The sequence below is a fragment of the Paracoccus actinidiae genome, from assembly GCF_030863885.1.
Lineage (GTDB): Bacteria > Pseudomonadota > Alphaproteobacteria > Rhodobacterales > Rhodobacteraceae > Paracoccus > Paracoccus everestensis.
On the sequence record NZ_CP132956.1, the window covers coordinates 4,389,061 to 4,409,743 of the forward strand.

21 protein-coding genes and 2 pseudogenes are annotated in these 20,683 nt (G+C 59.5%); 18 read left to right on the forward strand and 5 right to left on the reverse strand.

Annotated features, from left to right (window positions below):
* Positions 1 to 443: 443 nt before the first annotated feature.
* The 8 genes and pseudogenes from Q5701_RS21745 to Q5701_RS21775 form a co-directional block, all read left to right on the forward strand.
* On the forward strand, positions 444 to 674 hold the full coding sequence (locus Q5701_RS21745) for a nitronate monooxygenase (protein ID WP_306753013.1): 231 nt from the start codon (positions 444 to 446) through the stop codon (positions 672 to 674).
* Positions 675 to 974: 300 nt separating this feature from the next.
* Positions 975 to 1,856 carry a manganese catalase gene (locus Q5701_RS21750; protein ID WP_306753014.1) on the forward strand — a complete coding sequence of 294 codons (882 nt, stop codon included), beginning with the start codon at positions 975 to 977 and terminating at the stop codon, positions 1,854 to 1,856.
* A gap of 123 nt (positions 1,857 to 1,979) precedes the next feature.
* The gene (locus tag Q5701_RS21755; RefSeq protein WP_306753015.1) at positions 1,980 to 2,744 is read left to right on the forward strand and encodes a hypothetical protein; all 765 of its coding nucleotides are present in this window, start codon (positions 1,980 to 1,982) and stop codon (positions 2,742 to 2,744) included.
* A gap of 435 nt (positions 2,745 to 3,179) precedes the next feature.
* Positions 3,180 to 3,536: a hypothetical protein gene (locus Q5701_RS21760; RefSeq protein ID WP_306753016.1), complete on the forward strand. Its 357-nt coding sequence runs from the start codon at positions 3,180 to 3,182 to the stop codon at positions 3,534 to 3,536.
* Positions 3,537 to 3,541: 5 nt separating this feature from the next.
* On the forward strand, positions 3,542 to 5,431 hold the full coding sequence (locus Q5701_RS21765) for a pyrroloquinoline quinone-dependent dehydrogenase (protein WP_306753017.1): 1,890 nt from the start codon (positions 3,542 to 3,544) through the stop codon (positions 5,429 to 5,431).
* 532 nt (positions 5,432 to 5,963) lie between these two features.
* Entirely contained in the window at positions 5,964 to 6,956 is a 993-nt protein-coding gene (locus tag Q5701_RS21770) for a cytochrome c oxidase subunit II (protein WP_306753018.1), read from the forward strand.
* Positions 6,953 to 7,159: pseudogene (locus Q5701_RS23030) on the forward strand (hypothetical protein); the annotation flags it as partial. The gene Q5701_RS21770 and the pseudogene Q5701_RS23030, both read left to right, overlap by 4 nt.
* Positions 7,156 to 7,266, forward strand: a pseudogene (locus Q5701_RS21775) (IS5/IS1182 family transposase); the annotation flags it as partial. The pseudogenes Q5701_RS23030 and Q5701_RS21775, both read left to right, overlap by 4 nt.
* Positions 7,267 to 7,353: 87 nt before the next feature.
* Here the strand turns inward: Q5701_RS21775 and Q5701_RS21780 are convergent.
* The gene (locus tag Q5701_RS21780; RefSeq protein WP_306753019.1) at positions 7,354 to 7,761 is read right to left on the reverse strand and encodes a BLUF domain-containing protein; all 408 of its coding nucleotides are present in this window, start codon (positions 7,759 to 7,761) and stop codon (positions 7,354 to 7,356) included.
* 252 nt (positions 7,762 to 8,013) lie between these two features.
* On the opposite strand from Q5701_RS21780, the gene Q5701_RS21785 reads away from it, so the two are divergent.
* Both Q5701_RS21785 and Q5701_RS21790 read left to right on the forward strand, forming a co-directional pair.
* The gene (locus tag Q5701_RS21785; RefSeq protein ID WP_188716106.1) at positions 8,014 to 8,487 is read left to right on the forward strand and encodes a carboxymuconolactone decarboxylase family protein; all 474 of its coding nucleotides are present in this window, start codon (positions 8,014 to 8,016) and stop codon (positions 8,485 to 8,487) included.
* Positions 8,477 to 9,337, forward strand: coding sequence for a sigma-70 family RNA polymerase sigma factor (locus Q5701_RS21790; protein ID WP_306753020.1), 861 nt, complete (start codon positions 8,477 to 8,479; stop codon positions 9,335 to 9,337). The genes Q5701_RS21785 and Q5701_RS21790 overlap by 11 nt, the downstream gene beginning before the upstream one ends.
* A 255-nt stretch (positions 9,338 to 9,592) precedes the next feature.
* On the opposite strand, the gene Q5701_RS21795 is transcribed toward Q5701_RS21790, so the two are convergent.
* On the reverse strand, positions 9,593 to 10,972 hold the full coding sequence (locus Q5701_RS21795) for an IS1182 family transposase (RefSeq protein ID WP_306753021.1): 1,380 nt from the start codon (positions 10,970 to 10,972) through the stop codon (positions 9,593 to 9,595).
* A gap of 157 nt (positions 10,973 to 11,129) precedes the next feature.
* On the opposite strand from Q5701_RS21795, the gene Q5701_RS21800 reads away from it, so the two are divergent.
* The 4 genes from Q5701_RS21800 to Q5701_RS21815 all read left to right on the forward strand — a co-directional run bounded on the left by Q5701_RS21800 (position 11,130) and on the right by Q5701_RS21815 (position 13,337).
* On the forward strand, positions 11,130 to 11,408 hold the full coding sequence (locus tag Q5701_RS21800) for a hypothetical protein (RefSeq protein WP_306753022.1): 279 nt from the start codon (positions 11,130 to 11,132) through the stop codon (positions 11,406 to 11,408).
* 113 nt (positions 11,409 to 11,521) lie between these two features.
* Positions 11,522 to 11,920 (forward strand): DUF4118 domain-containing protein, encoded by a 399-nt coding sequence (locus Q5701_RS21805; RefSeq protein ID WP_306753023.1) that lies wholly within the window; start codon positions 11,522 to 11,524, stop codon positions 11,918 to 11,920.
* A gap of 12 nt (positions 11,921 to 11,932) precedes the next feature.
* The gene (locus tag Q5701_RS21810) at positions 11,933 to 12,337 is read left to right on the forward strand and encodes a hypothetical protein (RefSeq protein WP_306753024.1); all 405 of its coding nucleotides are present in this window, start codon (positions 11,933 to 11,935) and stop codon (positions 12,335 to 12,337) included.
* A 49-nt stretch (positions 12,338 to 12,386) separates the two neighbouring features.
* Positions 12,387 to 13,337, forward strand: a complete 951-nt coding sequence (locus Q5701_RS21815; protein WP_306753025.1) for an IS481 family transposase — start codon at positions 12,387 to 12,389, stop codon at positions 13,335 to 13,337.
* Positions 13,338 to 14,389: 1,052 nt separating this feature from the next.
* Here Q5701_RS21815 and Q5701_RS21820 read toward each other — a convergent pair.
* Positions 14,390 to 14,632: a hypothetical protein gene (locus Q5701_RS21820; protein ID WP_306753026.1), complete on the reverse strand. Its 243-nt coding sequence runs from the start codon at positions 14,630 to 14,632 to the stop codon at positions 14,390 to 14,392.
* Positions 14,633 to 14,724: 92 nt separating this feature from the next.
* On the opposite strand from Q5701_RS21820, the gene Q5701_RS21825 reads away from it, so the two are divergent.
* Positions 14,725 to 17,013 (forward strand): arginine/lysine/ornithine decarboxylase, encoded by a 2,289-nt coding sequence (locus Q5701_RS21825; RefSeq protein ID WP_306753027.1) that lies wholly within the window; start codon positions 14,725 to 14,727, stop codon positions 17,011 to 17,013.
* A 148-nt stretch (positions 17,014 to 17,161) separates the two neighbouring features.
* Here Q5701_RS21825 and Q5701_RS21830 read toward each other — a convergent pair whose 3' ends face one another.
* Both Q5701_RS21830 and Q5701_RS21835 read right to left on the reverse strand, forming a co-directional pair.
* Entirely contained in the window at positions 17,162 to 17,437 is a 276-nt protein-coding gene (locus Q5701_RS21830; RefSeq protein ID WP_306753028.1) for an exonuclease/endonuclease/phosphatase family protein, read from the reverse strand.
* Between the two features lie 61 nt (positions 17,438 to 17,498).
* Positions 17,499 to 17,660 (reverse strand): hypothetical protein, encoded by a 162-nt coding sequence (locus tag Q5701_RS21835; RefSeq protein WP_306753029.1) that lies wholly within the window; start codon positions 17,658 to 17,660, stop codon positions 17,499 to 17,501.
* Positions 17,661 to 17,887: 227 nt separating this feature from the next.
* On the opposite strand from Q5701_RS21835, the gene Q5701_RS21840 reads away from it, so the two are divergent.
* From Q5701_RS21840 to Q5701_RS21850, 3 genes are all read left to right on the forward strand, one after another.
* On the forward strand, positions 17,888 to 18,631 hold the full coding sequence (locus Q5701_RS21840) for an ImuA family protein (protein ID WP_306753030.1): 744 nt from the start codon (positions 17,888 to 17,890) through the stop codon (positions 18,629 to 18,631).
* A 596-nt stretch (positions 18,632 to 19,227) separates the two neighbouring features.
* Positions 19,228 to 19,821: an IS110 family transposase gene (locus tag Q5701_RS21845; protein WP_306753031.1), complete on the forward strand. Its 594-nt coding sequence runs from the start codon at positions 19,228 to 19,230 to the stop codon at positions 19,819 to 19,821.
* 264 nt (positions 19,822 to 20,085) lie between these two features.
* Positions 20,086 to 20,580 carry a hypothetical protein gene (locus tag Q5701_RS21850; RefSeq protein WP_306753032.1) on the forward strand — a complete coding sequence of 165 codons (495 nt, stop codon included), beginning with the start codon at positions 20,086 to 20,088 and terminating at the stop codon, positions 20,578 to 20,580.
* The last annotated feature ends 103 nt before the right edge of the window (positions 20,581 to 20,683 follow it).

Sequence of the window (20,683 nt, forward strand, 5' to 3'; positions counted from 1 at the left end):
CCTACAGAGCGTTAATACAGTGAGTGCCACGCGACCGCGATTCCGGCAATCCTTTTTTGCCTCCTTTCACGAACTTGCATACATGGACGCACACAAAGCCGATGCGAGACGTCCCTTAATGCTCTGAAATAATTATAAAAAATCAGATGTCTATCCGAAGCGATGGCGGAAACATTCAACTGACACGGCCGACATGGTTCCTCCACCCATCAGGAGTCCTGACGGTTGCAAGCGCGCTGACATTCTGGAACGGCGCGATAGGGGGGAGCCGTGCCGGAAACCGCCTGGGCACTGGCCGAGAAGGGCAGGGCACCAAACAGGATGCCTGCGGCAAGAGTGGGAATGGACCGAAACATGTGAACAGCTCTTTATGACGGCCCGGATTCGCCGGGCCTTGATCTGCTGGCGGAGGTTGGCGCAATCTGGAGCAGGAGGAGCTTCTTATGACCGCCACGACCCGGCTTGTGGACCTGCTTGAAGTCCAGCTTCCGATCCTTCAGGCGCCGATGGCAGGGGTGGCTACGCCCGCGATGGCGGCGGCTGTTTCGAATGCTGGCGCCTTGGGCGCCCTGGGCCTGTGTTCCTCGACCCCGGAGGCCGCAAGGCAGGCCATCGAGGAGGTGCAGCAGCAGACATCGGCATCCTTCAACGTGAACTTCGGAACGTCCGCATAGCTCCACTTGGCGGTTCTGTAACGGATACCCTTGGGGAGCGGACGAAGTGTCCAAAATGGGACCAATATCTCTCTAAGTATGAATTGCTGCGCAAAGGCGCACGAGACGACTAGCAGAACAAACGGACCGATTGTCCTAAAACCTCTCTGAGTTTCTACACAGTCTGCATCCTCTAGCGTACCGGCTTTGCGTGTTGGTTGATCAAATCAATGGGTTTCTACATGCGTTATGGCATCTGAGCGGGCTGGAACTCAACCGGCGGTTCACGGTTGGGTGGCGAACGCAACAAGGAGCTTTCCGATGTTCTTTCGCACCAATCATCTCCAGTTCGACGCCAAGCCCGAAAGGCCGGACCCCGTCTTTGCCAAGATGCTCCAGGAGCCTCTGGGCGGGCAGTGGGGCGAGATCAGCGTCATGATGACCTACCTGTTCCAGGGCTGGAACTGCCGGGGTCCCGCGAAATACAAGGACATGATCATGGACATCGGGACCGAGGAGATCGCCCATGTCGAGATGCTCGCCACTATGATCGCACGGCTTCTGGAAAACTCGCCCGTCGAGGCGCAGGAGGACGCGGCCAAGAACTCTCTGGTGGGCGCCGTCTTGGGCGGCGCGAACCTTCAGGACGCCATCATTGCCGGCATGAACCCGCAGCACGCCATCGTCTCGGGTTCAGGCGCCATGCCTGCGGACAGTGTCGGCTATCCCTGGAACGCCAAGTACACGATCGCTTCTGGCAACCTTCTTGCCGACTTCCGCTTCAACGTGACCGCCGAAAGCCAAGGCCGGCTCCAGGTCAGCCGCCTTTACAACTTGACCGAGGACCAGGGCGTGAAGCGGATGCTGGCCTATATGATCGCGCGGGACACGATGCACCAGAACCAGTGGCTTGCCGCCATTGAGGAGCTGGAAGCAGACGGATTGGAAGAAACCCCGTGCCCCTCGAACTTCCCGCAGTCGCTGGAGGACCAGCGGGTGAGCTATCAGTTCTGGAACTGCTCGGAGGGTACCGAGAGTGCCGAGGGCCGCTGGGCCAAGGGACCGACGCCGGATGGCAAGGGCGAATTCGAGTATCTGGCCGATCCCCAGCCCATGAGCACCGACCAGGGACACCTCGATCCGGTGGACCCGCGCCTGTACGGCACGCCGCCGGTGCCCGTTCCAAAGTCGGCGCACGAGTAGGCCAACTGGAGCAAGGGAACGCAGGCTGCGGCAATGAACCATAGGCTGCCCATTGCCGTGGCGTCCTGAAAGCCAAGGCGTCGGGTCGCTACCGTTACAATCTGAACAAAGGGAGCAAAAGGAATGCTCGGTCTTGCTTCCCTTGCCTGCCTGGCGCTGTTGGTTCTGGTCCACGTTGTCACGCCAGGGCTCAGGTTCCTGGAAGGCACCCCGCGCAGCATCTGGCTATCGCTCGCAGGAGGCGTGTCGGTGGCCTATGTCTTTGTCCACTTCATGCCCGAACTCGCAGCAAGCCAGGAGAAAGTCGCCGAGGCGGTTGGCGGGGAAGGCACCCTAATCCCGGCCGAGCGGCACGTCTTTCTGATCGCACTGGCAGGGCTTCTCACCTTTTACGGGCTTCACCGCCTTGCCCAGACTTCGCGCTCGAAGCGTGGGGGTGAACAGGTAACCGGCGGGCGCGGGTCAGACACCGGGGCGGCCACCAGTTCACAGGTGTTCTGGATCCACATGGCCTCCTTCGCGGTCTACAACCTCTTGGTGGGCTACCTGCTCTTGCACCGCGAGGAGATGACGCTGGACGGCCTGGCGTTCTTTGCGGCCGCCATGGCGCTGCACTTCGTGGTGACCGATTACGGGCTCCACGAGGACCACAAGGCGCCCTTCCGCCAGATCGGGCGGTGGATACTTGCTGCAGCGGTCATCGGGGGCTGGCTCCTTGGCCTTGTCACCGAGGTGCACGAGGCGGCCATAGCGACGCTTACCGCCTTTCTCGGCGGCGGAGTCGTGCTGAACGTGCTCAAGGAAGAGGTGCCAAGTGAGCGGCAAAGCCGCTTCTGGGCCTTCGCAGCCGGAGCCGCAGGTTACGCCGCACTGTTGCTGATGCTTTAGGTCCAGTATTGTAACCGAAGGTATCCGCGGCCGGTGGCGTTTCAGCTGACCCTCGCCTCAGCACGAAGCTTTCATCAACTCTGACGGGCCATGCGCCCCCTGCCTATATGCCGTCCGGGATCCCGGACAACGCAGATGCCGTCGCGGCTCTCGCGAAGAGTGCTGTTACCGCCGCCGAGAGTCTTTTCGCTCTCATGCGCCTCCTCCCTGATCGGCTGGTTTGATTTCGGCTGGTTCAGGCCATCATCTGACCATCGGCGTTGGTCCTGTCGAACTGATAAGGGCTTGACCGCATCCACGTGGATTTATGCTCTGCTGAAATTTCTCACCCGAAAGATCATGGTCTTGGGAACCCCGAGGCGTGACGCATGATTGGGCTTAGTCACCCGGGATGTCCTTGTGCCGGCAGAACGGGCTGCAGTTCATGAGGTACCCATGTCCGCTCCCCAGTCCGCCGACAGCATCCGGGAAGAGCTTGTCTCGAACTTGATGGCCCTTCCGGCAGCCATCGGTCTTGTTCTTGCCGTTGTGGCGTACTACCGGCGCGGTTCGGGCATCGAGGGCACTCCGGGCGCGGCTCTGGCAATCTTTAGCATGTCCGCATTGGTTCTTGCATCATTGCTGGTGGGACGCATGGCGCCGGGTCGCTTGCGGACCTTCACAACCGTCATGATCCTGATCGGCGGACTTCTAACGCTGGTCTGCGCCTGGTTCTTGATGCAGGGCTGGATCATGCTGTCGGTCATTCTGACTCTTCTGCTGTGGCTGATCTTCATTATGGTGGCGAGGTGACATCCATGAAACTGAACCTCGTCCTTCCTGCGCTGCTGACGCTCGCCACGCCGTGCGCTTTTGCCCAGCAAACCGAATGGAAGAACTTCCATGGCAACGCGATGGCGCAGAAATATTCTGCCTCGACGCAAATCACACCCGAGAATGTCGGCGACCTCGAGAAGGCATGGGAAATCCATACCGGCGACGTTTCCGACGGCTCGGGGGAACTGGTGGGCACCGTGTGGTCGGCGACGCCGATCCTGGCGAACGACCTGCTGTATGTCGGCACGCCCTTTTATCGCATCATCGCGGTCAGGCCCGACACGGGCGAGGTCGTCTGGACCTATGCGCCGGACGACACCGTGCTGGAGCCCTTGACCCAGCCTGAACTGAAGAACCGCGGCGTGACCTATTGGGAAGATGCAGGTGCATCCGGCCCCTGCGCCAAGCGGGTCTATATCGGCACAATGGACGCCCATCTTCATGCGGTTGATGCCGACACGGGAAAGCTTTGCACCGACTTCGGCAATGGCGGCATCCTGAACGTGAACCAGTGGAACAAGCCCGATGCCAACTTCCCGTTGTCGCAGTTGCAGCCGCCGACGGTCTTTCGTGACAAGCTGCTGCTGGGTTGGGCCGGCAAGGACTGGTACGACGCCGAGAATCCGCTGGGGTCCGTTTTTGCCGTGGATGCGCGCACGGGCGAACTGCAATGGAGCTTCTACTCCATTCCACAAGATTACAGCGGCGTTACAGGAACCGCCAATGTCTGGACCGCTATGTCGGTAGACGAGGAAAACGGCATGGTCTACCTGCCCGTGTCTAGCCCCAGTGCCGACTACTACGGTGGCACGCGCCTTGACCCAATCCCGCTTGCGACTTCGGTCACTGCCTTGAATGGCGAGACGGGTGAAACGGTCTGGTCGCGGCAGCTGGTCCATCACGATATCTGGGACTATGACACCGTTTCGGCACCCACGCTGGTCGATATTCCCCGTGACGGTGGAGCGACCCCCGCGTTGGTTCAGCCAACCAAAATGGGTTTTGCCTTTGTCCTGAACCGACTGACGGGCGAGCCGGTCTTCCCGATCGAGGAACGACCGGTCCCGACGTCCGACGTCGAAGGCGAGGTGGCCGCCCCAACCCAGCCCGTTCCCACGCGTCCCGCTTCGACGACGGGTGATGACTGGGGCGGGGTCTTCGGCCTGGCCGACATTGCGTCCCTCGGCTATTGCTCGCGCCGCTTCGAGGAGTTGCGCTACGAAGGCCGCTATACCCCGCCCAGCCTTCAAGGTTCGCTGGCCTTTCCCGCCACCGCAGGCGGCATGCAATGGGGCGGTGGCGCCGTTGATCCCGAAACGGGCATCTTCTACATCAACAGTTCCCGCGTGGCCCAGATCTACCAGCTGATCCAACGCGAGGAATATGAGACCATGACCTCGGGCGGCAGCGAGGCTGAAGGCGGCCTGTTCCCGATGTTTGGCACGCCCTTTGGCTTCCGTCTGGAAAACTTCGTGAACCCCTTCGGCATGCCCTGCTGGAAGCCTCCTTACGGCCTGATGACCGCCATCGACCTGAAGACGGGCGAGACGCTGTGGGAAGTGCCGTTCGGGCAGGTCCAGAAGTGGGGCTTCTACATGCCTGAAAGCTGGGGTTCGCCCACCATCGGGGGGCCTGTCGTGACCGCGTCGGGGCTGATCTTTGTTGGCGCGTCCATGGACGCACGTGTCAGGGCGCTGGATGCCTCTTCCGGGGAGGTTCTTTGGAAGGCCCAGGTCGATGCCCCTGCCGTGTCGAACCCGGCTGTCTATGACTACAAGGGCCGCCAGTATGTGGTCTTCGCAGTCGGGGGCAATTCCATTATCAAACCACAGGTGGCCGATCAACTGGTCGCTTTTGCACTGCCCGAGTGAGCGAATACCGAGATCGGCTTTCGGCCAAGCTGAAGTGAACGAGAATGGCGGCCCGGATAGGCCGCCGTTCCATCATAAGCCGGAGCCGCTGCTGCCGGCGCGGTTTTGCTCGACAGCCTCGATCCCCTTGTGAACCGGCAACCCGTATCCTTGTCCCGGGTTTTACGGTCGGTATGCCCTCATGCTGGAACAGACGCCGGGAGTGGTTACAGCGGCTTCTTCGCAGGCTGGCAAAGGCAAAGAGCACCAAATTGGCCCCTAGATGCCGTATTTCTCTAATGCTGTGGTGGCAGGTCCATGCGGCAGAGCGGAAAACCATTCACGGAACCTCACAACTTTGCGAGTGCTTTAGTTCGCACGGACTGAAGCAGGCTGGCAAAGGCAAAGAGCACCAAATTGGCCCCTAGATGCCGTATTTCTCTAATGCTGTGGTGGCAGGTCCATGCGGCAGAGCGGAAAACCATTCACGGAACCTCACAACTTTGCGAGTGCTTTAGTTCGCACGGACTGAATCTCCGAGGACCACTGCTGCATGAGCAACTATCGCAACGTCAGGATGTTGCACCTTGTCGCCCTGGCTTTGCTTCTGGGCGGATGCGAGGGGCGGCAGTCCGCGCTTCAGCCCGGTGGCCAGGATGCGAGACAGATCTATCTGGTTTTTATCGTGATGCTGGCAGGAGCCGTCCTGCTTTGGTTTGCCCTCAACGGCCTGTTTTTCTACTTCACGCGCATCAACCGTCAGCAGTTTGCATTCCGGCATGGCAACCGGATTATCATTGGAGCGGGGGTCATCTTACCCACCGTGGTGGTGGGCGGCTTACTGGCCTGGGGGCTGTCGATCATGCCGTCGCAGCGTGCGCCGGGTGACGGGCTCGTCATCCGCGTGACGGGCGAGGAATGGTGGTGGCGGGTCGAATACTGGCCGCCCGGTGCGGAAACTCCTGTCACGTCGGCCAACGAAATCCGGTTCCCCGCCGGCAGCCGTACTGAACTCCGCCTGACAGCGCGGACCTATATTCACTCGCTCTGGATCCCCTCGCTTGGGGGCAAGATGGACATGATCCCGGGCCGCGAAAATGTCCTTACGCTGCATCCTGATCTGGAAGGTTTCTATCGTGGCCAGTGCGCAGAGTTTTGCGGGGCGTCCCACGCCCTGATGGCTTTCGAGGCGGTCGTGATGGCGCCGGATGACTTCGACGCCTGGCTGACGCACCAAGCCGCGCCCGCCACAGCACCCGCGACAGAGATCCAGGCGCGCGGGCAGGCGATCTTCCGCGACGAGGGCTGCGGCGCCTGCCATACCATCCGGGGCACCGAATTCACGGGCCGCGTCGGTCCCGACCTGACCCATCTGGGATCGCGCGCCTCGCTGGCCGCGGGGACCATGGAAGTCGAGCGCGACGACCTGATGCATTGGATCGCCCATACCCGCGACATCAAGCCAGAGGTCGCCATGCCGGCCTATGACTGGCTGGAAACCGATGATCTTGCCGCCTTGGCTTCGTATCTGGAGAGCCTCGAATGATCGACCGCACTCCCCAAGGCGTCTATCCCCCCACCGAGGCAATGCTGGCCGAGCCGGTGCCGCAGGATGTCCGGGACGCCCAGGAGGACCGGTTGCGGCGGGTGTGGAAGACCAAGACCGGCATCCGTTACCTGATGACGGTCAACAATTCCGAGGTCGGCAAGTGGTATTCGCTGACCTGCTTTGCCTTTATGCTGTCCGCTTTCGCCGCCTCGCCATCCGGTATGAGCGGCGCGCCGACATCCATGAGGCCTTCGTGATCCTCGGCTGCGCTCTCATCTGCCTCAACCAGATCAGAAGGTTTTGTTAGGTGTTCTTAGCCGGGTCATAAATGCTCTTTGAGGCCGGGCAGTCGTGCCATATCGGCCTATAAGGGTGATCCTTGTCCTGAAAAAGCTCAGGGTGTCTTCGACAAAGCTATGCACAACTCTTCGATCTCAGCGTGGGACAGATATCCGGGACCAAACGCGCCACAGGTCCAGTAGCGGTCTCTGACCCGTTGATTAAGTTGTGAGGCATCAATTCCCCGCATACTCCATCCGGAAAACAGACGAGTTTCAGCTTCGCCGGCGAGCAGGATCCGAATGTTCTGGTGCCGCTCGTCTTTCATGATCCGCATCATGCATTCGGCGACAACGGTTCGGCCTCCCTCCAGAAACTGCATGAAGTCTTCATCACTGGCAACAAGGATGCCGGTGATGCCGTCAACCTCGTTGTTCGCTTGAGACTGATCCAGGATGTCGCCAAGAGCTTTGACGGTCGTGCCGCCATGGTACGAGGCATAGACGAGCCTGGTCAGTTGCATGGGGGTACCCTTGTGAATAGCCACTAGGATCTCCACGCGAGCATAAAGTTCACGACGCGCTGACACAACTACCCTGCAGCAGAGCTTTTCCGCCAGCGGTCAGGCACAGGTCGTTGGTGGAGGCGGACGGTCAGCCGTTAGCACAGCATGGGCGCGAGGAGCTCAATGCGGACGCTGGAATTTTTTCCGGTGCATGTCACACTGGCCTTTCCCACTTCGTCATATGGGTGTCAGCTTCAAAAGGAGATAGCGATGACACCCCGCATGACTGATCACTTCAAACGCATTGGCGGTGCCTTTCAGGGGCTGGTGACCTTCGAGACCGAGTTGCTGAAGGGGCCGCTGGAGCATTCCTTGCTCCACTTGGTTAAGTTGCGGGCCAGCCAGATCAATGGTTGTGCCTTCTGCATCCAGATCCATGCCGCAGATGCCCTGAAGAATGGCGAAACCCATCTCCGTCTTCACATGGTTGCGGGCTGGCATGACAGCACGCTCTTCACGCCGCGCGAGCGCGCCGCACTGGCCTGGACCGAGGCGCTGACGCTTGTGGCCGAGACCCATGCCCCGGATGATGTCTGGGAGGAAGTCTCTACCGTCTTCGATAAGGATGAGGTAGCTTTCCTGACCTTCGCCATCGGTGCGATCAATTTGTGGAACCGGACCCAGATTGCTTTTCGGGCGATGCACAGCCTTGAGCTACCTGTCGAGCGGGCCCATGCTGCCTGATGATGCGACGGATATCTTCGAGATGCAGCGGCGCCTGTTGCTGCGTCTTGCCTATCGGATGCTTGGCTCTCACGCAGAAGCTGAGGACGCGGTGCAAGAGGCTTGGGTGCGCTGGCAGGGCATCGAGCACTCATCCATCAGGGAGCCTGCCGCATGGCTGAGGCGGGTCGTCACACGTCTTTGCCTCGACCATATGAAATCAGCGCGCAGCCGTCGCGAGATATATCCTGGTCCCTGGTTGCCCGAACCTCTCATTGAGGAAGAGAGCGATGACCTGCGCCCGGACAATCTCACACTCACGTTGATGATGGCCCTCGAGCGTCTGTCACCGCTGGAACGGGCAGCCTTCCTCTTGCATGACGTCTTTGGCCAGTCACTTGATGAAGTCGCCGAGGCGATCGACCGCTCTCCCGCAGCAGCACGGCAACTGGCGGTCCGGGCAAGGGCGCATGTTCATGTCGATCGCCCGCGCTACGCGGTGCCGCGCGAGGCCGGCGAAAAGTTGGCCCGGGCTTTCTTCGACGCCTGCAAGACCGGAGATGCCACTGCTCTCTCCAGCCTACTGGCGGAAGGCGCGACGCTGCACTCCGATGGCGGGGGCAACGTCTACAATGTGCTGAACATCATAGAGGGGGCTGCAAAGCTGATGCGGATGTTTCAAAGCCTGTCGCGCAAGAGAGGAGATGAAATGGAATATCTGCACTTCGCCATGATCGATGGCCTGCCGGGATACGTCTGGCGCATCGGAGGCGAACTTCAAACTACTGCTCTGGACGTGGCCGCCGGGCAGATTACCAGTATCTACGTTACCCGAAATCCTGAAAAGCTGACCAGGGTGAGGTTGAACTAGCGAACGGCAGCTAGGGCCCGCATTGCGGCCGCTTGGTGGTGCCGTGGCGGTTACACTGGGAGATCCGATGGAGTGTCCGTTTGACCATCCAGACCGTGTGAAAACCCGGAAAGATTGCAGGGAACTCGGTCCGTTTGTTCTGCTCGTCATCTTGTGCGCTTTTGCCCGGCAATTCGTGCTCAGTTATGCAAAAACTTTGTAATCCTTGAGAATTGTAGCCGCGTCTTGCTGCTGCGGACATAACTGCACCAGATTTCAGTTGGCAGCTGCTGCAATCAGACCGAAAACGCCAACCAAGGTGATTGCCCGACGGATGTTGTACGCCAACGCTGTCAGACTGAACTCGCCCCGCACGTTTTCGAGACGCCTCATCAGGAATGCACCTTGTCCCATCCATTGCTTGATTGTGCCGAATGGATGTTCAACGGTCTCACGACGTATATCCAGAAGTTCTGGCCTTGCGCGCAAGCGCTCCGCCATTTGCTCCAGCAAGGCTTCGTCCTTGGCCCGGGTGATCTTGCGATACGAGCCGTTGGTGCAGAGGGAACGAAGATCGCAGGTCCGACAGGCGGCACGATTGCAATATTCGATCTTCGTCGGGCCCCGTGTCTTGTCGACATATCTCGGTTCAAGAGTTTGGCTTCCAGGGCAAATATAGACATCGGCCACCGCGTCGTAGCGGAACATCTCTTTTGTGAAATGACCGCTGCGTGCCGCAATGCTGTTGTTCGGCTTGCAAACATGCGGAATGACAGCGGCAGCATTACAAGCAGCAATATCCTCCATGCTGTAGTAGCCTCGGTCCGCGACAGCCTTTATCTCGTCAACGGCCAAGTTCTCGCGTGCGGCGTTCGCCGTTTCAGCTAACAGACCCTGGTCGGCGACACGGCTGTGGACTTGCTGTTCGGCGATGAGCTTATGCTTGGTGTCAATGGCGATCTGAACATTGTAGCCGACGCTCACACGGCTCGACGGATGCATCGCACGGCTGTCTGGATCCGTCAGCGATATCTGATCCTCCGCACTCTTTGCGAGGTCGGACTGGCAGGCTTCAAGATGAACACGCCGTTCCTGTACCTTTGCGATCTTTGCCTGCAAATCTTTGGCTTTGGATGGATCAGCTCCGTCTACGTCGTCCTTGTCCGCGATATCCAGTTGCTTCAGATAGCGGTCCAGCTTTTCTTCGCTTTCGCGGAGGCGTCTCTCCAGCTTTGCTTTTGTGAAATTACGATCCCGGCTATTTACGGCCTTCAGGCGGGTGCCATCGACAGCAACCATCTCGCGGCCGTACAGATCGAGCTCCCGGCAGAGAACAACGAACGCCCTGAAGACCTGTCGGAATGCGGCCCGGTTGTCACGCCGGAAGTCAGCGATCGTTTTGAAATCGGGAGAAAGACGGTGCATCAGCCAGATAACCTCAATGTTGCGCCGGGTTTCAGCTTCCAGGCGCCGGCTGGACCTCACCCTGTTGAGATACCCGTAGATGTAGAGCTTAAGCAGGTCAGCGGGATGATAGCCTGGCCTACCAGTGACCTTGCCGCGGACCCGTGCAAAGCCGCACGCCTCCAGGTCCAGACTATCGACAAATGCTTTGATGAACCGGACAGGATTGTCCGGCCCTACATAGTCGTCCACCGACTAGGGCAAAAGCAGAAGCTGGGATCGGTCATTACCTAAGATATGTGCCATAACTGAGCATATCACCCGCATGGATGTCAGGGGATCCCACAGGTGTTTTCACACGGTCTGAATCCCCCACCGGACGCTGCCGGAAAGGACTTGAAGCGGTGAAATGAGAGGTGGTCTGGAATTTTCGACTATTTTCGGCAACCTTGAAACGCCCAGCAGGCCCCTTGGAAATCTTCAAACGTCAATGCGCTACAGGGTGAATTTTTACCCGCGTTACGCCGCACGCCGGATTTTATATCGACGCTTTACGCCTGACGCCTCCATGTTCGGGTCATCTCAGGCAAAGGAGCATGCAGTGCTGTCCGACATCACCATTATTTGGAACGGATTGGCGGATTTCCTACTGGTCGGGCTTGGCCTGCATGGCGCCGATCAGATCTGAGGGAAAGGATGATTGTTGACAATGTCTTTGCCCGCAGCGTTGCAGGCGAGTTGCTTGTAAGGTCCTTGGGGCGAACATCGCGCTTGTCGCCCAAGAGGACTACAACAGCGCCCATGATTGATAACGTCCGCCCTGATCCCGATGACTTCCCGGCCGGGGTCCCTGCCGAAGCCGGTGCCGCCGCGGCGAGACGCGGACGGGTGAAACTCTTTGCAGCTGACCGCTCCGGCGTCACCGGTGTCCCGCGCGACAGGTCGTGGTGGCGCCAAGCAACGGGGGGCGCCTGGCTCCGCCTTCTTGCTCATTCAGCCTTGGCTACCCTTGGGGCCACGCTGACGGGCTGGCTCTTGTCGCACATGCTGCCAGTCGCTTCACTGGCTGTGATCTATCTGGTTGCGGTGCTGGCCATAGCAGTGCGGCAGGGAACTGCCGGAGCTATTGCGGTGAGTCTCCTCAGCTTCTTTGCATACAACTACTTCTTCACCGAGTCTTTTTTCTCGTTGAAGGTGTAAGACGAGGCCTCATTGGCCGCGCTGATGGTCTTCACAGTCTCGGCGCTGTTCACAGGCAGCCTCGCCGGCCGGCTCAAGCGGCAGGTGGAGGTCATGCGCGCCACTCAGGCTCGGACAGAAACGCCTTATGACTTCGCCCGCAAGATCGCCTCGGCCACGACGACCGATGACGTTCTTTGGGCCGCAGCCGCCCATATCGCCCACACGCTTGAGTGCCATTCGCTAATCCTAATGCCTGGGGACAACGGTGTGCTCGAGCAGGTGCAGGGTTTTCCCGCGATTGAGGAAAGCCTTGAACCCCGTTCTCGAACCGCAGCGCTGTGGGCGTATCAGAAGAACCAGCCGGCCGGGCGGGATACCGATACGCTGCCGGCTGCAGACTGGATGTTTCTTCCCTTGGCTACCCTAGGTGTTTGATCCCATGGTTTGATGGTGCGATCCTTTCTTGGGAATGGAAGGATGCCTTATGGGACAAGTTCGTCACGGAAGCGCCACGACCACGCACGCCATCCGAGCTGCAATACAACGATCGCACGCTTCGCTCGCGACGCTGAGCCGGGAGCTGGGCATCAATCCGAAGACGGTGGCGAAGTGGCGCAAGCGGGCCACGGTCGAAGACCTGAAGACCGGGCCAAAGGAGCCGTGCTCCACAACAATGAGCGCGGAGGAAGAAGCGATGATTGTGGCGTTCAGGCGCCACACGCTGCTGCCGCTGGATGACTGCCTCTATGCCCTGCAACCCTCGATACCACACCTGACGCGCTCGGCCTTGCATCGCTGCCTGCAGCGGCATGGAATATCGCGCCTGCCTGACGTGGATGGCGACAAGCCGAAACGGCAGCGCTTCAAACGCTATCCGATCGGCTTTTTTCATATCGACATCGCCGAAGTGCAGACCGCCGAAGGCAAGCTGTATCTCTTTGTGGCGATTGACAGAACCAGCAAGTTCGCCTTTGTCCGCCTTGTCCAGAAGGCCGGCAAGATGGCTGCAGCCCAGTTCCTGCGCGACCTGATTGCCGCAGTTCCCTACCGGCTCCATAAGGTGCTGACCGACAATGGCATACAGTTCGCAAACCGGATCTGCGACACGACCGCCTTCGAGCACATCTTTGGCCGCGTGTGCCGTGAACACGGGATCGAGCACAGGCTCACAAAGGTAAGGCATCCTTGGACGAACGGCCAAGTCGAGCGGATGAACCGCACGATCAAGGAGGCAACCGTTAAGCGCTTCCATTACGACAATCACGATCAGCTGCGAACGCACCTCGACGACTTCATCGCAGCCTATAACTTCGCCCGTCGGCTGAAGACGCTCAATGGCCTCACGCCCTACGAATACATCTGCAAAATCTGGACTTCAGAGCCAGACAGATTCATCGTCAATCCGATCCACCAGATGCCGGGACTGAACACCTAGCCGGAACAATTCATGAAGCCGTCGTTTCACAGCGGGTAGGCACGGCTTCGTCCATTCTGGTTTGAATCGCACAACGGACTTTGACGCCCGGTTTTTTGTCCCTGGCGCTGATGTGAGCGCCCACCTGAAAAATAGAGGAAAAGACGACGGGCGGACAACTACGCTGACACAGGGGGGCAAGGCTTGCCGAAGGCCCCCGTGCAAGCAGAGCTCTGCGGACGAGGGCAAAACCACCCCGCAAGCCGCAAAACAGACCTGCCGCCGCAATGCCGCTATGCGGGAACCTAAATCCACTGGCTTGGCAGTCGTTTGCCAATGGCAGCAAAGTGACAGGACCTTGCTAAGGAGGAAGCATTGGTTGGCAGCCAAGGTGGGCTTGCGGCACTCAGGGTTCGAAGGACTTGTGATGGCGACCCCGTATCTTGGTTTCTTCAAGCCTCAATGCCCTGGGTTGATAGGATCCCTTCGCTGGGATGACGTTGAACGAAAGGAATTCGCCAATAGTTGAAACCAGCAGCATTCAGGAAGGTTGTCATGCATGGCTATTCCCCTCCGACATCTGCGGTACAGACTTCATCGACTTCTGCTGCGCGGCACGCGGGAAGCTGACCGCACGACATTTCACGCCCCTTCAACGATCAGCGCCGACTCAGACACAGTTGCCGAGGCGGCGCGGATCATTGTTCCCTACATTGCGGACGCTTACGAAAAGTCCAGCCGCAGCACTGCCGCGGGCCTTGCGAAAGCCCTAGAGGTCCTGAAGACCCTTGAAAATGCGGGTACGAATAGGTGACGCCGGTTTTTCAAGCATCACCATTCTTATCCATGTCTAGCCAACGATTCATTCGCAATGCGCCTCAGGAGCACGTCGAGATCCCAGGCCTCCCCCAGTATTTCTGCCATAAGGCAATGTTCAGGCTATCTTCCCAGTTTCAAGGCCGCTGCGTGCGAATAGGAACGATACCTTGCTGCGGCGGTTGATCATGAACTTTGGCGCAGGAGGTGAAGATGTCCGATAAAGAACGGAGCATGGAAGAGGATCTGGAGAAGGATCAGACCACGCGCCCCTCGCTGCGAAAGGGGAACCAACCTATCAAACCATCTGGCAGCGCACGGCAGCCCAGGTTCGACCGCAAGCCCGGCCCCGGCCCTGCCAGCGACGACCCGACCGAGTAGCGCCGAAGCACCGACATTTGCTGCCGCAGAATGTTTATCAAAGTCGCAGAGCAGACGACGCAGGCAGATGCGCTTTCGATGCGTCCGGTATGGGTAGCGCTCTTGTCGATGACAATCATCAGGGACGTGTTTAGATACCGGCATGGCCTTGACGGCCAGGTCGGCGCTGGAAAGAACGGGCAACCAAGATGGCGATTCAAAAGGAAAACCCATGAAATTCCGTTTCCCCATTGTCATCATCGATGAAGACTTCCGTTCCGAGAACACCTCGGGGCTGGGCATCCGCGGCCTGGCCGAGGCCATAGAGGCCGAGGGTTTTGAGGTGTTGGGTGCGACCAGCTATGGCGACTTGTCAAAATTTGCCCAACAGCAAAGTCGGGCAAGCGCTTTCGTTCTGTCGATCGACGACGAAGAATTCAGCCCCGGTCCCGACCTTGACCCGGCTGTGGTGAACCTGCGGTCGTTCATCGAGGAAGTCCGATGGAAGAACGCCGACGTGCCGATCTTCCTGCACGGCGAAACAAAAACAAGCCGGCACCTGCCCAACGACATCCTGCGCGAGTTGCACGGCTTCATCCACATGTTCGAAGATACGCCGGAATTTGTGGCCAAGCACATCATCCGCGAGGCGAAGAGCTACTTGGAAGGCATCCAGCCACCGTTCTTCAAGGCGCTTCTGGATTATGCCGAAGACGGTTCCTATTCGTGGCACTGCCCCGGCCATTCAGGCGGCGTGGCCTTTCTGAAATCGCCGATCGGGCAGATGTATCATCAGTTCTACGGCGAGAACATGCTGCGGGCCGATGTCTGCAATGCGGTCGAGGAACTGGGACAGCTTCTGGATCACAATGGTGCCATTGGCGCATCTGAACGCAACGCCGCGCGCATCTTCAATGCCGACCACTGCTTCTTTGTGACCAACGGCACCTCGACCTCGAACAAGATGGTCTGGCACCATACCGTTGCACCCGGCGATGTGGTGGTCGTGGACCGCAACTGCCATAAGTCGATCCTGCATGCGATCATCATGACTGGCGCCATTCCGGTCTTTCTGCGGCCAACCCGGAACCATTGGGGCATTATTGGCCCCATCGCCCATGCCGAGTTCGAGCCGGAATCCATTCGCGCCAAGATAAGGTCGAACCCGCTGCTGCAGGGCGTCGATGCCGAGGCGGTCAAGCCACGGATCATGACGCTGACGCAATCGACCTATGACGGCGTCCTCTACAATACCGAGGAGATCAAGCTGATGCTTGATGGCTACGTTGATAACCTGCATTTTGACGAGGCCTGGATCCCGCACGCGGCGTTCCATCCCTTCTATGGCACCTATCACGCCATGGGCCGCAAGCGCGGGCGTACCGAGCATTCGGTCACCTATGCGACCCAGTCGATCCACAAGCTGCTGGCAGGGATCTCTCAGGCAAGCCATGTCCTGGTCCAAGACTCAAACAAGGTGAAGCTGGACCGTCACCTGTTCAATGAATCCTACTTGATGCACACCTCGACCAGTCCGCAATATTCGATCATTGCCAGTTGCGACGTGGCCGCCGCGATGATGGAGCCACCTGGCGGCACCGCTCTGGTCGAGGAGTCGATCCTCGAGGCTTTGGACTTTCGCAGGGCCATGCGGAAGGTCGATGAGGAATTCGGCGAAAATGACTGGTGGTTCCAGGTCTGGGGCCCGGACGCGCTCGAGGAGGAAGGCATCGGTCGCACCAAGGATTGGGTGCTACGCCGTACCGACAGCGAAGGCGTGCAGCGCGACGGCGAAGAAAGCTGGCACGGCTTTGGGGACATGGCTCCAGGCTTCAACATGCTGGACCCGATCAAGGCAACCATCATCACCCCCGGCCTGGACATCGACGGCCGCTTCGACACCACCGGCATTCCGGCCTCGATCGTGTCGAAATACCTAGCCGAGCATGGCGTCGTGGTCGAGAAGACAGGTCTCTACAGCTTCTTTATCCTGTTCACCATCGGCATCACGAAGGGCCGTTGGAACACGCTGGTCGCGGCCCTTCAGCAGTTCAAGGATGACTATGACCGCAACCAGCCCTTGTGGCGCGTGATGCCGGAATTCTCTGCCAAACATCCGCGCTATGAACGCATGGGCCTGCGCGACCTCAGCCAGCATGTTCACTCACTGTACGCGAAATATGACGTCGCGCGCTTGTCGACCGAAATCTACCTGTCAGATCACCATCCGGCGATGACGCCCTCCGAGGCCTTCTCGCACATCGCACGACGCAAAACCCAGCGGGTAGCGGTCGACGACCTGCAAGGGCGGATCACCACAAGCCTCGTGACACCGTATCCGCCAGGGATCCCGCTTTTGATCCCCGGCGAAACGTTCAACGCCAAGATCGTCGACTACCTTCGCTTCAATCGTGAATTCGCGCGCGAATGCCCCGGCTTTGAAACCGATATCCACGGCTTGGTCATCGAAACTCATTCGGACGGTGTGGTGAGCCACTACGCAGACTGCGTGGCACTATGAACCGGAAAAGGTGCTCTGTTTCACCAGGCTAGAGCCTGTAATTGATGTCCATGTTGTGCTCGTGAAATGATGCTCTCCCTACAAAGAGCGTTCCACCGAGGAAAGCCTGAACCGCGTGACAGAGTTGATTTACCAGCCGGAAATCGGCTCATGCGGTGTCAAGAACGATCCAGGCCGGGACATGATCGCTGGCTTTTGGCCGACCGGGGATGTCCCGATCTACACCCGCATTCTTGAGCCTCGGCGCCGACTCCGGAGACAGCAGCAGATGATCCAGCCTCAGGCCGGCATTCCGCTCCCAGGTATGACGCAGATAATCCCAGAAGGTATAAAGCGCCTTGTCTGAATGGATCGTCCCAATGGCATCATGCCATCCTTGCTTCAGAAGAGCCGCATAGGCCTTTCGGACCTGCGGCAAAAACAAGGCATCATCGCGCTAGCGGTCCGGATTATGGACGTCACGCGTGATAGGAATGATGTTGTAATCACCGGCGAGGATCACCGGGATGTCCATGCTGCGGCGGCGTGGGCATGCCCCAGGTGAGCCGGGCCAGTTCGCGCCCGTTGGCGGTGTTGCGCACCACGGGCGCAAGCCGAACAGGATAAACATCAAGGCTCGGCCCCAGATTGCCGAGGTTGTCTGTCATCACTTGCGCCAGATCGCGGATCGCCTGCTGGTTGGTGGTCAGGTTGTAGAGATTGCAGATGGGACGATCCTCCGTGCCTTGGCTGGGAGCTCAGCCGGCAGCATAACGCGGCAAGACGAACAAGATATCCCCAGATCATTCTGCTGATCGTGTTGACACTGCGGATTTGAAAGGAACAAAACAGAAACAATATTGTTCGTCTGCAACCACCTGGAGCTATTCCCGCCATGCCTGCCCGGCCCTTCAACCCTGCCATCGCCGCCCTGCGTCAGCAGATCGCAGCCATGGAGGGAGAGGGCGGGCCGGAGCGCGGTGTGCTGCCCTTCGGCCTGCCCGAGTTGGACTGTCGCCTGCCCGGGGGCGGCCTGGCGCTCGGCTGCCTCCATGAGGTGGCGGGCGGCGGCAACGGTGCGGTGGACGGGGCGGCGGCTTCCTGCTTTGTGGCTGGGATCGCGGCCCGCCTGCCAGGACAGGTGCTCTGGTGCGTGACGCAGGCGGACCTCTTCGCCCCCGGTCTCGAACAGGCAGGCCTTGGGCCGGACCGGGTGATCTATGTGGAGGCGGGTGACGATGTCTCGGTGCTAGCCTGCATGGAGGAAGGCCTGCGCCATGGCGGACTGGGGGCCGTAATCGCTGACGTCGGGCGGCTCTCGATGACCGCCTCGCGCCGGCTGCACCTGGCGGCCAAGGGATCAGGCACCACCGGCATCGCGCTGCGCCGTTGGCGGCGTCAGCAGGATGCTTATGACTTTGGCCAACCCACGGCGGCCATGTCCCGCTGGCGGGTGTCGGTCCTGCCCTCGACGCCCCTGCCGGTCCCGGGCGTCGGCCGGGCCCGCTGGCTCATCGAGCTGATCCGGGCGCGGGCGGGGGAAAGTCTCGATATCGAACTGGAGGCATGTGACGGCACGGGTCATCTCGGTCACCCTGCCGCTTTGGCAGATCGACCGGCTCACACGGTCGGCGTCTGAGGGAGCACCTGTGTCGGGTGAGTTGCCGCTGGTCCGGGCCGGGAGGGTCAGCAACCGCCGGCTGATGACCGCCGCTTGCGGGATGGCGCGAGACTTGGGTCTTTCCGCCGGCATGCCGGTCAGCAAGGCGCAGACCTTGGTGCTGATCTTCTTGGGGGACGGGCTGCCCGCCAACGACGGGAACGGACAGATTTGGTCTTCATCGCGACAGGGCGGCACAGGAAACCGATACTGACAAAGCATTTCGCCCTGTCGCGATGATTCGAACGATGGTGGCTACTAAAGCTAGGCTGCCATCTGATCCCGTGTCGCGGTGAAACTGGTTAATAAGTTTCCCGCCAAGCGCGACTACTCAATGCAATCAGACAAATGCCCGGAGAAGTTTTCTCGGACGGGGATTCCGTTCAAGGCGCTCAGAACGTGAGAGAACACATGCTTCAGCGCAAGAAGTCTCCGTGAAACGCCGACTGCTCCCACGAGGCCTCCTCTGCGTCACCTAAAGCCATGCCGTTCCAGGAACTCCAGCACTGCCTTGGCGATCCGACCTGCGGCCTTGACCTCGAGATGAAGATGATGATCGCCGACGAGTTCGACCCATGGCGGTATCCCGGGTTTTGTCGCCGCATGTAAAGCGGGTGGTGATCGCCAATCCGCTTCAGGTCAAGGCTATCGCCCATGCCCATGTGAAGACTGACAAGGTTGACGCAGCGACGCTGGCAAGCCTGCACGCTGCCGGGTATCTGCCGGAGACCTGGACCCCGGATGCGGCCACGGAGCGGCTGCGCCGGCTTGTCGCGCGCCGCCATCAAATTGTCCGACACCGGACCCGGATCAAAAACGAGGTGCATGCCATCTTTCATACACACCTGATCCCGAAGTGTCCGCACGCGGATTTGTTCAACCTGCGCGGTCGGGACTGGCTGGCACGCCAGACCATTCCTGAAGATGAACGGGCTGCGATTGTCCGTCATGTCCAGGAACTGGAACGGCTCGGAGAAGACCTCGCTCAACTCGACCGAGACATTGTCCAAGACGCCTTGGAGAACGAAGCAATCCAGCGTCTGGTGACGATCACTGGCGTCAATCTGGCGGTTGCCGCCGGACTGATGGCTGCGATCGGCAGCATCGAGCGGTTCAGCTCGGCCCAGAAGCTGGTGAGCTACTTCGGCCTGAACCCGCGCGTGCGCTAGTCGGGCTTGGGTGCTGCCCACCACGGCCCCATCAGCAAGGGCGGGCGCAGCCATGCGCGCCATGCTGGCCGAGGCTGCCTGGGCCGCTGCGAAAGCACCCGGTCCGTTGCGTGCATTCTTCATCCGTATCAGGGCGCGTCGCGGCCATCAGATTGCCGCGGTTGCAGTGGCCCGCAAAATCGCCACCCTGTGCTGGCACATGCTGACGAGAGCGAGGACTATCGCTGGGCCAGACCCAGCCTGGTTACCCAAAAGTGCCGCGCCATGGAACTTGCGGCGGGGCTGCCGCAGAAGAAGGGCAACCGGCGTGGGCCGAGCTACGCCTACAACGTGAAGGAACTGCGCCACCAGGAAGCCAGGATCGCCGAACATGCAGAAAAGAGCCATGAGCAATTCGTCGCCGCTTGGCGGATGCATCCTCCCAGAAAAGAAGGAGGGTGTGCGACAGCCTCAAATCGGCAGGAACTGAATGGGCTCCCCGGTGACGCTTCCAGCCGACACGCCACGCTTCGCCACGAGGTCGATCGCACCATGAAAAATAGCAGAAAACGCAACAAAGGTCTTGTCGATCTCATCTGTGGTGTAAGTAATGGAAAGAAATGCCCATGCCTGACAACCTTCCTGGATGCTGGTGGTTGCAACGTTTGGCGAATTTCCTTCATTCAACGTCATTCCCACGAAGAGAGCTCATCAATTCGGGTCATCGGCGCTCAAGAAACCAAGATACAAAATTGTCTTTTCAAGTCCTTTGAACCCTGAGTGCCGCAAGCCCACCTTGGCTGCCAGCCAATGCTTCCTCCTTAGCAAGGTCCTGTCACTTTGCTGCCATTGGCAAACAACTGCCAGGCCAGTGGATTTAGGT

Coding starts and splice junctions, on each gene's coding strand:
- Q5701_RS21845 (WP_306753031.1), top strand. CDS start 19,228: ATGGCGGTATCCCGGGTTTTGTCGCCGCATGTAAAGCGGGTGGTGATC.
- Q5701_RS21785 (WP_188716106.1), top strand. CDS start 8,014: ATGACACCCCGCATGACTGATCACTTCAAACGCATTGGCGGTGCCTTT.
- Q5701_RS21815 (WP_306753025.1), top strand. CDS start 12,387: ATGGGACAAGTTCGTCACGGAAGCGCCACGACCACGCACGCCATCCGA.
- Q5701_RS21800 (WP_306753022.1), top strand. CDS start 11,130: ATGAGAGGTGGTCTGGAATTTTCGACTATTTTCGGCAACCTTGAAACG.
- Q5701_RS21745 (WP_306753013.1), top strand. CDS start 444: ATGACCGCCACGACCCGGCTTGTGGACCTGCTTGAAGTCCAGCTTCCG.
- Q5701_RS21850 (WP_306753032.1), top strand. CDS start 20,086: ATGGAACTTGCGGCGGGGCTGCCGCAGAAGAAGGGCAACCGGCGTGGG.
- Q5701_RS21820 (WP_306753026.1), bottom strand. CDS start 14,632: ATGATTGTCATCGACAAGAGCGCTACCCATACCGGACGCATCGAAAGC.
- Q5701_RS21840 (WP_306753030.1), top strand. CDS start 17,888: ATGCCTGCCCGGCCCTTCAACCCTGCCATCGCCGCCCTGCGTCAGCAG.
- Q5701_RS21825 (WP_306753027.1), top strand. CDS start 14,725: ATGAAATTCCGTTTCCCCATTGTCATCATCGATGAAGACTTCCGTTCC.
- Q5701_RS21755 (WP_306753015.1), top strand. CDS start 1,980: ATGCTCGGTCTTGCTTCCCTTGCCTGCCTGGCGCTGTTGGTTCTGGTC.
- Q5701_RS21835 (WP_306753029.1), bottom strand. CDS start 17,660: ATGACAGACAACCTCGGCAATCTGGGGCCGAGCCTTGATGTTTATCCT.
- Q5701_RS21770 (WP_306753018.1), top strand. CDS start 5,964: ATGAGCAACTATCGCAACGTCAGGATGTTGCACCTTGTCGCCCTGGCT.
- Q5701_RS21780 (WP_306753019.1), bottom strand. CDS start 7,761: ATGCAACTGACCAGGCTCGTCTATGCCTCGTACCATGGCGGCACGACC.
- Q5701_RS21760 (WP_306753016.1), top strand. CDS start 3,180: ATGTCCGCTCCCCAGTCCGCCGACAGCATCCGGGAAGAGCTTGTCTCG.
- Q5701_RS21790 (WP_306753020.1), top strand. CDS start 8,477: ATGCTGCCTGATGATGCGACGGATATCTTCGAGATGCAGCGGCGCCTG.
- Q5701_RS21805 (WP_306753023.1), top strand. CDS start 11,522: ATGATTGATAACGTCCGCCCTGATCCCGATGACTTCCCGGCCGGGGTC.
- Q5701_RS21765 (WP_306753017.1), top strand. CDS start 3,542: ATGAAACTGAACCTCGTCCTTCCTGCGCTGCTGACGCTCGCCACGCCG.
- Q5701_RS21750 (WP_306753014.1), top strand. CDS start 975: ATGTTCTTTCGCACCAATCATCTCCAGTTCGACGCCAAGCCCGAAAGG.